Annotated in this window: 12 protein-coding genes; 5 read left to right on the top strand and 7 right to left on the bottom strand. The window is 34.9% G+C overall.

Features of this window, described 5'->3' with window-relative positions:
* Nucleotide 1: 1 nt before the first annotated feature.
* From rsfS to A9G17_RS03740, 6 genes are all read right to left on the bottom strand, one after another.
* A complete protein-coding gene (rsfS, locus tag A9G17_RS03765) occupies nt 2-319 on the bottom strand; it encodes a ribosome silencing factor (RefSeq protein ID WP_065737567.1) in 318 nt (105 codons plus the stop codon).
* Between the two features lie 137 nt (nt 320-456).
* On the bottom strand, nt 457-2,100 hold the full coding sequence (cydC, locus tag A9G17_RS03760; protein WP_065737566.1) for a heme ABC transporter ATP-binding protein/permease CydC: 1,644 nt from the start codon (nt 2,098-2,100) through the stop codon (nt 457-459).
* A complete protein-coding gene (gene cydD, locus A9G17_RS03755) occupies nt 2,094-3,809 on the bottom strand; it encodes a heme ABC transporter permease/ATP-binding protein CydD (RefSeq protein ID WP_218059751.1) in 1,716 nt (571 codons plus the stop codon). The genes cydC and cydD overlap by 7 nt, the downstream gene beginning before the upstream one ends.
* Nucleotides 3,810-3,823: 14 nt before the next feature.
* Nucleotides 3,824-4,777: a thioredoxin-disulfide reductase gene (trxB, locus tag A9G17_RS03750; RefSeq protein WP_065737564.1), complete on the bottom strand. Its 954-nt coding sequence runs from the start codon at nt 4,775-4,777 to the stop codon at nt 3,824-3,826.
* A gap of 471 nt (nt 4,778-5,248) precedes the next feature.
* A complete protein-coding gene (locus tag A9G17_RS03745; RefSeq protein WP_065737563.1) occupies nt 5,249-5,905 on the bottom strand; it encodes an NAD(P)H-dependent oxidoreductase in 657 nt (218 codons plus the stop codon).
* Nucleotides 5,906-5,913: 8 nt separating this feature from the next.
* Nucleotides 5,914-7,176, bottom strand: a complete 1,263-nt coding sequence (locus A9G17_RS03740) for an AmpG family muropeptide MFS transporter (RefSeq protein WP_065737562.1) — start codon at nt 7,174-7,176, stop codon at nt 5,914-5,916.
* Nucleotides 7,177-7,439: 263 nt separating this feature from the next.
* On the opposite strand from A9G17_RS03740, the gene A9G17_RS03735 reads away from it, so the two are divergent.
* Both A9G17_RS03735 and mltB read left to right on the top strand, forming a co-directional pair.
* Entirely contained in the window at nt 7,440-8,444 is a 1,005-nt protein-coding gene (locus tag A9G17_RS03735) for a 2-hydroxyacid dehydrogenase (RefSeq protein ID WP_065737561.1), read from the top strand.
* A gap of 53 nt (nt 8,445-8,497) precedes the next feature.
* On the top strand, nt 8,498-9,571 hold the full coding sequence (gene mltB / locus A9G17_RS03730) for a lytic murein transglycosylase B (RefSeq protein WP_065737560.1): 1,074 nt from the start codon (nt 8,498-8,500) through the stop codon (nt 9,569-9,571).
* A gap of 325 nt (nt 9,572-9,896) precedes the next feature.
* Here the strand turns inward: mltB and A9G17_RS03725 are convergent, their stop codons facing one another.
* Nucleotides 9,897-10,703, bottom strand: a complete 807-nt coding sequence (locus A9G17_RS03725) for a sulfite exporter TauE/SafE family protein (RefSeq protein WP_065737559.1) — start codon at nt 10,701-10,703, stop codon at nt 9,897-9,899.
* A gap of 296 nt (nt 10,704-10,999) precedes the next feature.
* Here A9G17_RS03725 and A9G17_RS03720 point away from each other — a divergent pair, with 296 nt between their 5' ends.
* The 3 genes from A9G17_RS03720 (at nt 11,000) to A9G17_RS03710 (ending at nt 13,593) form a co-directional block, all read left to right on the top strand.
* Complete coding sequence (locus A9G17_RS03720; RefSeq protein WP_065737558.1) at nt 11,000-11,419, top strand: OsmC family protein; 420 nt, start codon at nt 11,000-11,002, stop codon at nt 11,417-11,419.
* Nucleotides 11,420-11,530: 111 nt separating this feature from the next.
* Nucleotides 11,531-12,880 (top strand): APC family permease, encoded by a 1,350-nt coding sequence (locus A9G17_RS03715; protein ID WP_176714250.1) that lies wholly within the window; start codon nt 11,531-11,533, stop codon nt 12,878-12,880.
* 86 nt (nt 12,881-12,966) lie between these two features.
* Nucleotides 12,967-13,593, top strand: a complete 627-nt coding sequence (locus A9G17_RS03710; RefSeq protein WP_065737556.1) for a LysE/ArgO family amino acid transporter — start codon at nt 12,967-12,969, stop codon at nt 13,591-13,593.
* Nucleotides 13,594-13,853 lie beyond the last annotated feature (260 nt).

Genomic DNA, 13,853 nt, shown 5'->3' with positions numbered 1-13,853 from the left:
GCTAACTCCAAAGTTTTTCGAGTTCGTAAAGTTGACGGGTTTCTTCTTGCATAATATGTACAATGACTGAATCCATATCAACCACTACCCAATCAGCATCATTTTTTCCCTCGCTACCTAGAACAAGAAGCCCATGTTTTTTCGCTTCATCAAGTAAATGCTCAGCAATGGATGAGACATGACGGATTGAAGTGCCCGTACAGACAATCATATAATCGGTAATGCTTGATTTACCACGCACATCTAAGGTAACAATGTCTTTGCCTTTTAGATCATCAATCTTATCGATAATAAAATCTTGTAACGACTGTTGCAAAATAATCTCTCTATCATAAAAATTAAAGCATCAGTATATCATATTTTTAAAAAATAACGGTGAAGATAACATTGACCTTGTATATTTTGTCAAGAAGTTTCAGATTCACTATACGTTTGAGTAAAAATTATTTCATTAATTCAACCATTAAGAGAAATTACTCTATCAAATAATGGATTATCCGTTAAACGATGGGTAACCATAATTAACGTTTTATTTTTACAAGTTTGTTTGATTAATTGAATAATTTGTTGCTCGGTCTGCTGATCAAGGCTTTCTGTTGGTTCATCCATCAAAATGAGTGGAGAGTTGTGCAGTAAAGCTCGGGCAATACCGATACGACGAATTTCCCCACCCGATAAAGCGCGACCACCTTGACCGATAGGCAAATTCAAACCTTGATCTGTATTTAACAATTTTTCAAGTTCAACTTGTTTTAAGACTTCAATAAGTTGTTGCTCAGTAGCTTGTGCATTGCCTATCAACAAGTTTTGCCTTAAGGTATCACTAAAAATTGCAATAACTTGTGGCACCATAGCAATCGCCTGTCGTAAGGTTTTTTCGTCCAATTGATTCAATGGTGTGTCATTAAAATAGATATTGCCTGATGTGGGTTCCCAAGCGCGATTAACAAGATTTAATAATGTTGATTTACCGCATCCAGTTTTTCCAATTAATCCAATATGTTCTCCTTGATTAACCGTTAACGAAAAATCTGTTAATACCGCGAAAGGTTGATTGGGATAACTAAAATTGATGTTTTCAAATTGTAGCGTTGCTGAACTTAAATCAACTTTTTTGCTTTCGCTTTCCGAGATAAATTTAATATCAGGTGTTTGATTAAAAATTGCTGTTGTGCGCGTAGCGGAGGTTAACACTTGCCCTAAAAAGATAAAAGCGCCAGGAATTGGTGCTAGAATTTCGGCACTGGCAAGACTCACAAATACAAATAAGGCAACTAAAGGAGAAAGGGTATATTGCGTAATTAACCAAAGAATCAATAGAGTTAAAAAGCCAGCGATCAATAATACTAATGCACTTGAAAGTGCCATTAAAGTTGATTGCTGCTGTTGATTACGAAGCCAATTTGTTTCCAGTTCATCCAGTTTGTGACGATAACGTGATTGAGCATTGAAAAGGGTAAGTTCAGCTTGTCCTTGTAAATAATTGATCAGTAATAAGCGATATTCACTTTGTTGCTTTGCTAAGTTCTTGCCCAGTTCTTTTCCAGCTTGGTAAAAAATAACGGGTATGACTAATAAAGTAAGGGTCAGAATAATAGTGATAACAAGCGCTACTGGTAGATTGATATTACTTAGCACAATAAAGATTATACCAATCGTGAGCAAAGCGGTCACAATAGGCGAAAACAGTTTGAGATAAAGATGATCCAGCGCATCAATATCAACAATAAAGCGGTTAAGTAAATCGGCTCTTTGATATTGAGCTAACTGATTGGCACTCAGTGGTAAAATCTTACGAAATGCTAATGTCCTTAAATAGGCCAAGATCTTAAATGTCGTATTATGATCCACCAAGCGTTCCATATAGCGTGCTGCTGTGCGAGTAATTGCTGCCCCACGCACTCCCGCTGCCGGTAACATATAGTTAAAAGTATATAAGCCAGCAACCCCAACAACTGCCGTTGAAGCTAGAAACCAACCCGATAAAGAGAGTAAAAATACACTAGTAAAAAGAGTCAAAAGCGCTAAAGATAGACCACACAAAATTTGCCAAAAATAGTGTTTATACAGTGCGATATAAGGACGTAATATAGCTAACATAAATCCTCCTTGTTATCACAATGTAACTGACCATCTGCTAACTGCCAAACTTGGTTATAAATGTGCATATCATCGGTTTGATGGGTAATGGTAATTGTATTTGGTGCGATATATTGCTGATCTATATTTTGCATGGTTTGTCTATCTAAGCTTGCCGTAGGCTCATCAAGAATGAGTAACTGACATGGTTTTAGCATAGCTCGAGCGATTGCCACACGTTGTGCTTGCCCGACTGACAAACGCACTGCGTCTTCACCTACTTGGGTATCTAATCCTTGAGGTAATTTATCAATAACAGACACTAACTGGGTTTTGGCAATTACAGTTTCAATTTCATCATCAGAAGCATTCGGTTTTCCTAATAAAATATTTTCACGTACTGAGCCATTAATAAGATAAGGACTCTGTCCGATCCAACTGATTTGTTGTTGCCAATGGGTAATATCTAATTGATTAAATTCGATCCCATTAATCTTCAACGAACCCTGATAAGGTAAAAAGCCAAGCAAAACTTGCATTAACGAAGTTTTACCTTCACCACTTTTACCGACTAAAGCTAATTTAAAAGGTGTTTGTAAAGTGAATGATAATGGTCCAACAATGGGTTGTTGTTCGCTAGACAGTACAATCAAATTACTTGCTTCAATAGTATGTAATGGTTGATTGATTTGAATTGGGTTGGCATCATGATAAGCTTGATTTAACAAGACATCTTTACTTAAAAAAGCTTCAATATTATCCGCTGCTGCAATGGCTTCAGCTTTGGCATGGTAGTAAGTTCCTAAATCGCGCAATGGTTGAAAATATTCGGGTGCTAAAATTAACGTAAAAAAACCCGCAAATAAGGTCACAGTGCCATTATATGAACCGAAATTAAATTCACCTAAATACGAAAAACCAAAATAAACCGCTACGATCGCGATCGAAATTGACGTAAAAAATTCCAACACAGCTGAGGATAAAAAAGCCATTTTTAATACTTGCATGGTTTTAACGCGAAAGTCTTCGGATGCTTGAGCAATTTCGTTGGTTTGTTTTTCACCTTGATTAAATAGACGGATAGTATTAAGTCCTTTTAAGCGATCTAAAAAGTGACCACTTAAATATGCCAGAGCTTTAAAATGACGACGGTTAATATCTGCTGCGCCCATACCAACTAAAATCATAAAGATTGGAATCAGTGGGGCAGTACATAACAAGATAGCGGCTGCTGCCCAGTTAAACGGTAAAATAGCAATGCAAATTAAAATTGGGACGATACTGACTAAACGCATTTGTGGCAGATAACGAGCAAAAAAGTCATGCAGATTTTCTACTTGCTCTATAAGTAACGTACTCCAAGCGCCCGTAGTACTTTGATTTAAATAAGCAGGGCCATAAGCTTCAAGTTGATTAATTAAGTCATTGCGAATTTGTTTTCGTATCTTTTTCCCTAGTGCAAAGTTGATCTTTTCTCGCACATACATTAACAGCGCTCTACCTAATAAAATAATAATAAGTGAACCAAAGTAAGGCAGGATATCGACAAAATGTTGTTGCTCAATAATCAATTTTTGTAAAATAATAGCGAGTAGAGCCGCTTGCATAATAACCAATAAAGTCAATGCAAAACCAGTTAAAGCAGAAGCACGCAAATCTGCTTTATGCATTTTTGCATGCTGTTTCAACCAGCCAAGTAGATAAGTTTGACGTTTTTTATCTAGTGACATGATGATATTTTAGTTTATTTCAAATTATCCAAATAAAGTTCAGCATCGAGTGCAGCCATACATCCAGTTGCAGCTGAAGTGATCGCTTGGCGATAAATATGATCCATCACATCACCTGCGGCAAAAATACCTTCGACACTGGTTTGTGTCGCATTACCATGTGTACCAGATTTAACTTTGATGTAGCCACCATTTAATTCAAGTTGACCTTCGAAAATAGTGGTATTGGGTTTATGACCAATGGCAATAAATACGCCCATAACAGATAGATCCTCAGTAAGATTAGGATCTTGAGTGCTACGCAGTCTAACCCCTGTAACGCCCATACTATCACCTAATATTTCATCAACAATTTGATGGGTATGTAAGATTACTTTACCTTCTTGTATCTTTTCAGCTAAGCGATCCATTAGGATTTTCTCTGCTCTAAAGCTATCGCGACGGTGAATTAAATGTACTTCACTGGCAATATTGGCTAAATAAAGCGTTTCTTCAACGGCAGTATTTCCGCCTCCTACTACTGCTACTTTTTGATTGCGATAGAAAAAACCGTCGCAGGTGGCACATGCTGATACACCTTTACTTTTATACGCTTCTTCAGAGGGTAAACCGAGATATTGAGCAGAGGCACCAGTCGCAATAATTAATGCATCGCAACTGTACTCTGTTTCACTGCCATAGAGTTTATAAGGTTTGCTACTAAAATCGACTTGATCGATATGATCTAAAATAATTTCAGTATTAAATCTTTCGGCATGCTCTTTCATTTTAACCATTAAATCAGGCCCAGTTAATTCAGGTGCTCCAGCTGGCCAGTTTTCAATTTCGGTCGTGGTTGTGAGTTGACCACCTTGTTGTATCCCAGTAATTAAAACAGGTGAAAGATTTGCTCGAGCGGCATAAACGGCTGCGGTATAGCCAGCAGGGCCAGAACCAAGTATTAGTAAACGTGCATGTTTAGTTTTCATCTTTAAATCCTTATTTATATTCTGGCTGTTAACACAGAACTCGCTCAATTAATAATTTGTTAAGTCTAACATTATCAATCTTTATCGTGCAAAAAAATTGATTATTATAGTGATAGGTAATGACGATAAGATATTTTTTCAACAGTTGACAAAAGTTATCTTTTTTATTGTTCACTTAATTTTTAAAGACAATTAATAAATGAATTTAAATTATCGATTTGTTTATAAAAAAGAAAGATGAATAGATTGCTCATGAAAAATTTAGAAGTTGTATAAAAAATAGATGAGAAAAAATATAAAGCGTATAATACCAAAAGGTTAACAAGTTACCAAAGAGCTATTTTCTTTTGAGAATTTGTTTAGGTTGGATTAAGTTACAAACGATCTTGGCACGTTATCAATCAATTAAATATCCATTAATTTTATTGTTACTTTATACCTTTGAGGCATAAAGTAACAGACGATTTATATTTATTCAGATAGATATGTGGTGATATCTTTGAGTGGCCAACGTATTTTAGGTGTTGGTTCATTGATACGATAACCAAATGCTAAACAAAGTGCTACACCGAAATTTTCACCACTAAATGATGGTATGTGATTTTCTAAAATTTTAATAACAGCATCATGTTGAAATCCACCAATCGCACAGGAATCAATATTATGATAAGCGGCGGCTGTGAGCATATTGGCACAAGCTAGATACGCCTGCATTTCTAATGAATGATTCATGGTTAGGCCGCTGGCTAAACCATTTTCATAAAAATTGAGCCTTGATTGACACGTAGTATCAATACAATTTTGATCATCTGGATCAGGTAACGTACGTGCAATCGCCTTACGGAAATACTCACTTTGTACCGAAAAACTGTTTGATTTACGATAAAGTACAATTACATAATGTGAGCAACTGGTGACTTGCTCTTGTTTAAAACAAGCTTCAGATAATTCGCTTTTAATTTTAGGGCTGTCAACTACCACAAAATGCCAAGGCTCAAGTCCAAATGCTGAAGGGGATAAGCGACCTGCATCTAAAATATATTCAATTTCAGCAGGATCAATCTTTTTGGTTTCGTCAAATTTTTTACATCCGTGTCGAAAATATAATGCTTGTGTTAATTTATCCATGTTTTCTCCTATTCTTTTGTATTCCATGGGGCAACTTTTAATAATAGTAACATACCAGGTATGGCAAGAATCGTACATAAACCAAAGAAAGTTGTCCATCCTAAATAATTAACCATAATGCCTGTAGTGGCATTAATTAATGTTCTTGGGATAGAAGCAATACTTGTAAATAATGCAAATTGTGTCGCTGTATAAAGGGGATTAGTTGTTTTTGCTATAAAAGCTACAAATGCCGCTGATCCTAGCCCAACGCCTAACGCTTCAAAGCTAATCACTAAAGCTAATAAAATTTTAGCGTGGTAGGTAATTTCAGTAAATGGGCCTTCAACAGACAACCATGCAAACCCTAAAATAGAAATAACTTGTACAAAACCAAATAGCCAAAGTGCACGATTAATCCCAATTTTGATCATCAATATGCCGCCCATTAATGCACCAAATACACTTGGCCATAATGATGCATTTTTAGCGATCCAGCCAATATCTAAACGGCTAAAACCCATCCGTAAATAAAAAGGAGTTGCTAATGAGGTTGCCATACTGTCACCCAATTTATAAAGAAAGATGAAAGCCAAAATCGTGAGTGCACTTTTTATACCTTGACGATTAATAAATTCACTAAATGGCTTAATGATGATATCTTCAATAGTATGGTTTTTGGGCGCTTGATTAATCGGCTCTTTAACTCTCAATGTCATAATGATTGCTGGCAACATAAATAGCCCAGTAATAATAAAAACACTGTTCCAAGGTAGATAATTGGATAAAATTAATGATAGCGAACCTGGTACTAAACCAGCAACACGATAAGCATTCGTATGAATACTGTTGCCAAGTCCCTGTTCGTTATCTAATAGTAATTCTCGCCTAAATGCATCAAGTGCAATATCTTGTGTTGCTGAAAATAGAGCAATAATAAAACAGATAGAAGCGATTATCCAAATGTTTAATGTAGGCGAGAAAAAACCTAAAATTGTGATAAAGAAAACTAATACAATTTGTGAAGCAAGCATCCATCCTCGTCTTCTACCTATATTGAAAAGCGAAATATTGTCCATAAATGGCGCCCAGACAAATTTCAAAATATAGGGAAATTGTGTTAACGAAAACGCGCCAATTGTTTTGATATTGATACCTTCGCTTTCTAACCAAGCAGGTAATAATTGCAACAACAAATAAAAAGGTAAACCAGATGCAAATCCAGTAAAAATACAGATTAGCATTTTTTCGGTAAAAATTGTTTTTATAAGTGAATTTTGCTCATTAGTCATTATTTAACTTTATTGATTAGTTTTTTCGCAAAGTGTTATCATAGCATACAACTATAAAAAATAATTCTGCAAGCCAAGATAAAACGGATTATCTCAAGCCTGATTCTAAAACTGGAAAACTGTGACAATGGATGTTTTGAAATAAAAACTTCACTAATTTGGAGCATGCAAAAAAATGCTTCAAAACGCTGTTATTAATCAAGCATCAAAGAAAACGACCGATTAATAGATCAACTAATCACCATTCAAAGGGGTGTGATAATATGAAAAATCCAACAAAAATTGCTGTATTCAGTAGTAAACATTATGACAAAGAGCATCTTGATATCGCCAATAAAAAATTTGGTTTCGATATCGAATATTATGAACACAAACTAAGCCAAAAAACGGTGGTTACTGCGCAAGGATATGATGCAGTTTGTGTATTTGTGAATGATGAAGTTGATAAAAAAGTTTTACACAAGTTGGCTGAATATGGCATAAAAATTCTAGCATTACGTTGTGCTGGATTCGATAATGTTGATCTTGCTGAGGCAAAAAAATTAGGTATTACCGTTGTGCGTGTACCCGCTTATTCACCTGAAGCGGTTGCTGAACATGCAGTTGCGTTAATGATGACTCTTAATCGTCGTACCCATAAGGCTTATCAACGCACACGCGATGCTAATTTTTCTTTAGATGGATTAACTGGCTTTAATATGCATAATCGCACTGCTGGCGTAATTGGCACAGGTAAAATTGGACAAGCAGCGATTCGCATCTTAAAAGGTTTTGGCATGCATATCTTAGCTTATGACCCATATCCAAATGACATTGTTGTAGAACTTGGCGCACAATATGTCGAATTAGACGAACTTTATGCCAAATCGGATATCATCACATTGCATTGTCCAATGACACCAGAAAATTATCACTTATTGAATAAAGAATCTTTCCAAAAAATGAAAGATGGCGTCATGATTATTAATACCAGTCGAGGAGCATTACTGGATGCTACAGCAGCAATTGATGCATTAAAACAAACTAAAATCGGCGCTCTAGGTATGGACGTATATGAAAACGAACGCGATCTATTTTTTGAAGATAAATCAAACGATGTAATATTAGATGACGTATTTCGTCGCTTATCATCATGTCATAACGTTATCTTTACTGGACATCAGGCATTTTTAACCCAAGAAGCACTGTTAAATATTTCTGATACGACTTTAAATAATATTAAACAGATTGTTGAAGGTAAAGTTTGTTCAAATATTGTTGAGAAATAATAAATACTTTTTGACGTCAACGATTTTTTAATTAAATAAAATATAGGTTTAATATGCAGCGAATTATCATTCTAATTAATATAATATTATTGCTTGCAGCTTGTAGTAGTGAGAAATCTTCAATATCGCCTATGCAAGAACATCGCGGACATCCTAATGTCCAAGGTGGTGTCTATTTAGAAGAAGAACATAATCCTCCTAAAAACAACAATGAACCGTTGGCTGTTGATCAAGAAAAATTTATTACCAGAATGGTCAATAAGCATGGATTTAATCGTGAGCAATTACGCGAAGTGCTTTCGCAAACCAATAAACTTGACTGGGTAATTAATTTAATGGATAAGCAAGCGCCAAGTTCAGGTCCCTCTACAGGACCTAATGGTGCTTGGATCCGTTATAAGAATAAATTTATCACGCCAAGTAATTTATCTCGTGGGGTAGAATTTTGGAATAATTATAAAAAAGAGTTACAACAAGCATATAACCAATATGGTGTACCGCCTGAAATTATTGTGGGTATTATTGGTGTTGAAACGGGTTGGGGACGAGTGATGGGTAAAACCAAAATCATTGATGCACTCTCAACTCTTGCTTTCTATTATCCAAGACGAGCACAATATTTTACAGATGAGCTAGAGCACTTTTTAATTATGTGCCGTGATGAGAGCGTTGACCCATTTGATCTAAGTGGATCATTTGCTGGAGCAATGGGATACGGTCAATTTATGCCATCAGCGTTCAGAAATCACGCTGTCGATTTCAATAATGATGGTCACATCGATCTGTGGGATCCGGTTGATGCAATCGGCAGTGTAGCTAACTACTTTAAAGCACACGGTTGGCAACGTGGTAAAAAAGTCGCGGTTATCGCCGATGGGCAAGCACTATCACTTGATACGGGTTTTAGTACAAAATACACCGTTGAAACGTTAGCTAGAGCAGGATTAAAACCGAAAAGTTCATTAGATGGTCATAATAAGGTCAGTTTACTGCGGTTGGATATGGGCGATAGCTATCAATATTGGTATGGCTTACCAAACTTTTATGTCATCACTCGATACAATCATAGTACGCATTATGCTATGGCCGTATGGCAATTAGGCTTAGCGGTGAAAGAGGCGCGATAATACCAAGCATATTTCGTAACTGAAACAAAAGGTCGCATTAGCGACCTTTTTAATTGTTTAAAATTAAAACGGTATAGACTCCTGAATAATTTTTACATAGCTATCTTTTATATCAATATAATTAATTAGAACTCTCTAAACTTCTCTGTGATCACATGCTATAACCACTGCACACATCTTATTATGGCGGTATGGCAAAAACTTAGCGGTAAAAGAGGCTCTAAGCCTAGTGTGTTTTTCTATCCAAACAAAAAGTCACTAATATGTACTGTTTAATTATAAAAATTAACTCTTTCAAAAAAATTAAGAAGAGTAGGGATGAACGTTAGGAAACAATAAGTTTTACTGCTAGCATTAATAAGAAAATACCGAAATAGGTAATCAGTTTATTTACAGGTAATTTTTGCGAAATTTGCACACCGACTTTTGCCATAGGTATACTGGTGAGCATAATTGAAAATACCGCAGGTAAATAGATAAAACCTAAGCTATATTCAGGAAGTTCTTGGATATTCCAACTCGCAATAATGTACCCAATAGTGCCACCAAAAGCGACGGGTAAGGTGAATGCTGCTGATGTTCCAATTGCTTTACGCATATCGACTCCGCATTTTTTCAAAAACGGTACAACCAGTACACCGCCACCCACACCGACCAGCGCAGCAAAAACACCAATTAATGTACCAACAGCAATAAAAATACTGTTACCCAACGAAGTTACTTCAGATGTTTGATTTTGTATCACTTTATTGGTTTTAAAAATAAATTTACTACCAACATAAATTAGAAAAAAGATAAATAGCCATTTTAACCATATACCTGGAATATAAGGGGTCATGTAAGAACCGGCAATTGTACCGATAATGCAACCTATCACCATCTTTTTTAGAATTGACCATTCAATGTTTTTGTTTTTATTTTGGGTCCAACTTGATGATAAACTAGTGCCAATAATTGTCGCTAAGGATGAAGCTATAGCAATATGGTGAGTCCAATGGTTACCCAGATTGAAATAATTGAGCGTAAAAATTAGAGCCGGTACAATCAATGCTCCCCCACTAACACCGAACATACCTGCAAGCAAACCAGCCGCAGCACCGATAATGAGGAAGATAACAAACTCAAAAATCATATTTTTAATCCTTAAGATGGGATAACGTCATTAGCCTACCTATTTGATTCAAAAATAAAAATCATAGCTAGCCAATTGATTGTAAATATGTTTCATTCTGGTTGCAAATAATTTGGTTATTCTATTCGAGTTGTTTAATATATAACGAGAAATCGATTAGCAAAGTAATTAACGTTAAGCTTTAATTGATTAACAAAGTAATCAGCTAAAAGATGAAATAGTGCTTAAAAAATCTTATGTTATTTAGCCTAATCGATAAAAGTTTTAAGATAAATTTAAATTGAAAGGAGTGAAAAATGAAAGATCGTTTAAAGTGGATTGATGATTTTGGCTTTTTAGGCGAAACCGCAAGTGGTCATTCGTTAGTGATGGATGGCGGAATTGAGCATGGTGGGCGTAATCGTGGTGCTCGTCCTATGGAACTTTTATTGCACGGTGCTGCTGGTTGTATGGCGTATGATATTATCGCTATATTAAAAAATAAAAAAAAGGATGTGCGTGATCTTTGGATTGAAATTGATAAAACTCAGGCAGAATCTTCACCAAAAGTTTATACCACAATTAATTTTCATATCGTAATTACAGGTGTGAATGTGGATAACGAAGCGGTTGAAAATGCGATAAAACTTGCTTCTGAAAAATATTGTAGTGCCTCTATCATGTTAAGTAAGACAGCAAAAATGTCCTACACCTATGAAATACGTGTACATGAGTAAATATCTTCTTATAACAAAAAATTATAATCTAATAACTAGCTAATATTAGTGAGTTTTGCAGTAATCATTTAACATTTTATTTAATTGATAGATTGTTACAAAGGAATGATTATGCAACAGTTAAGTAAAAATATGCGATTCCGAGATATGGTTATTTTGGGATTGCTTTTTATTGGCCCTGCCGCACCAGTGGGTTTGTTTGGTGTTTTAGATGCGATAAGTGATGGTGCTATTGCTTTAGTTTATATTGTTGCAACTTTAGTGATGGCATTTACTGCTTATTCGTATGCCAGAATGGCGAATGCTTTACCTCATGCCGGGGCCGTTTATGCTTATTGTTCTTTAGGTATTCATCCAAATGCTGGTTTTTTAGTCGGTTGGCTGTTACTTCTTGATTATATGTTTATTCCAGCCGTTGCTTACTTATTTAGTGGTATTTCTCTCAACGCTTTAATACCTGATGTGCCAGTATGGCTATGGACTTGTCTGGCGGTAGTGTTAACAACTACTCTAAATTTAATTGGAGTAAAAAAATCTGCCAAAATTACTTTAATCATTTTGTTACTTGAAATCCTAATACTTTTTGCGGTGTTATTGGTTGGTATTTGGATCATATTGACTACGGATCTTAACCGAAATTGGTTACAACCTTTTATTGGTGGAGCAGCATTTACTTGGAGTAATCTATTTAGTGCCGTATCCATTGCTGTTTTAGCCTATTTAGGATTTGATGCTATTGCTACTTTTTCGGAAGAAAATAGTGGTCAGCGCAACTTAGTTAGTAAGGCTATTATTAGTTGTTTAATTCTAGCTGGTTGTCTATTTGTAATGCAGATTTACGTTGCATCCTTACTTTCTCCTTATGATTCTGAATATTTGCGTAATCATCCTGAACTACAAGGCAAAGCTTACTATCATATTGTCAATCAAGAGATAAATTTATGGTTGGGATGGGCATTAAGTTTAATGAAAGCGATCGGAGCATCATTTGCTGCAATGGTAGGGCAGGCTGCTGCAAGTCGTCTTTTATTCAGTATGGGACGTGATAAGCGCTTACCTCCTTTTTTTGCCAAAGTAAGTCAGAAAAGCGGTGTTCCGACAATGGCAATCTTATTTGCAGCTCTATTTAATTTATGCTTAGTGATTATTGCTGCTAATAATGCTAAGGGATTACCAACGTTGGTATCATTTGTTGATATTGGAGCCTTAACCGCATTTATTATGTTACACATTTCAGTTATTGGTTACTTTAAATTCAAGAAAGCTTCAAAAGGAGGACTTTCATGGTTTCTTGATGTGTTTATACCTATTGTTGGTATTTTGGTGCTATTACCCGTACTGTTACACATTGATAATTATGCAAAAATTGTAGGTATTATTTGGTTAGTAATCGGTTTGATAATTCTTTATTTTAATAAAGATAAAGCTCAATTAAATTGGTTAGAAAAAGTTAAATATTAATTATCTGATTGAAATAATTTGAACTATTGATTAATCATATTAATTATATACAATACTTGTCCATTTCAATTGAGTATTAAAACAAAATGATTTCAGAAATATTACGAGGCGCTTTAATTTCAGCCAGTTTAATTATTGCCATTGGTGCACAAAATCTATTTGTATTAAAACAGGGATTATTACGAAATCATATATTTTATGTTTCAGGGATCTGTTTTATCTGTGATTTTGTATTGATGTCAATTGGTATTCTTGGGGTTGGGACATTTATCAGTAGTAATCCCTTAATTACGAATATATTAGCAATATTAGGTGCACTTTTTTTAATTTGGTATGGCTTTAAGGCATTTAAAAGCGCAATTAAAGGTACCAGCAGTATGCAAGTTCAATCTCAAGACTCGAATGACAACAGTTTAGTCAAAGTGATTTTGGCAACATTAGCCATTACTTTACTCAATCCACACGTATATTTAGATACTGTTGTTATTGTTGGTGGTATTGCTGGAACGTTAAGCAGTGAACAAAAAATTGCTTTTCTGATCGGGGCTGTATGTGTTTCATTCATCTGGTTTTTCAGTATTGGTTATGGTGCAAGATTACTCACTCCTTTATTTAAACAAAAAAGAATGTGGGTGATTTTAGATTGTTTAGTTGGTTTGGTAATGTTTTATATTGCTTATCGTTTAATTCTGTATGTATATTACGGTAATTAGGCTAAAATTATCTATTCTAGGCGCAATTTCAGTTAGCTACAACATTAGCTAAAGCATATTGTGCTTTATTTTTGTTCTAATCTGTTTAAACTCTTTTCACTTCCCTTTCTTTGTTAGATTACTTTTTCCATAAATATTAAATAGATATAAAAAATTGATGTTTTGTGGAAGTAATAACATAAAAAATGTGATTATTATCACAATTGTATCATTTAATTTTAATTGTTGATTTCTTATTTCTATGATTAATGCTAATTTAT

Source organism: Gilliamella sp. wkB7 (assembly GCF_001693435.1).
Classification (GTDB): Bacteria; Pseudomonadota; Gammaproteobacteria; order Enterobacterales; family Orbaceae; genus Gilliamella; species Gilliamella apicola_N.
This window is presented reverse-complemented; position numbering and strand designations above follow the sequence as displayed.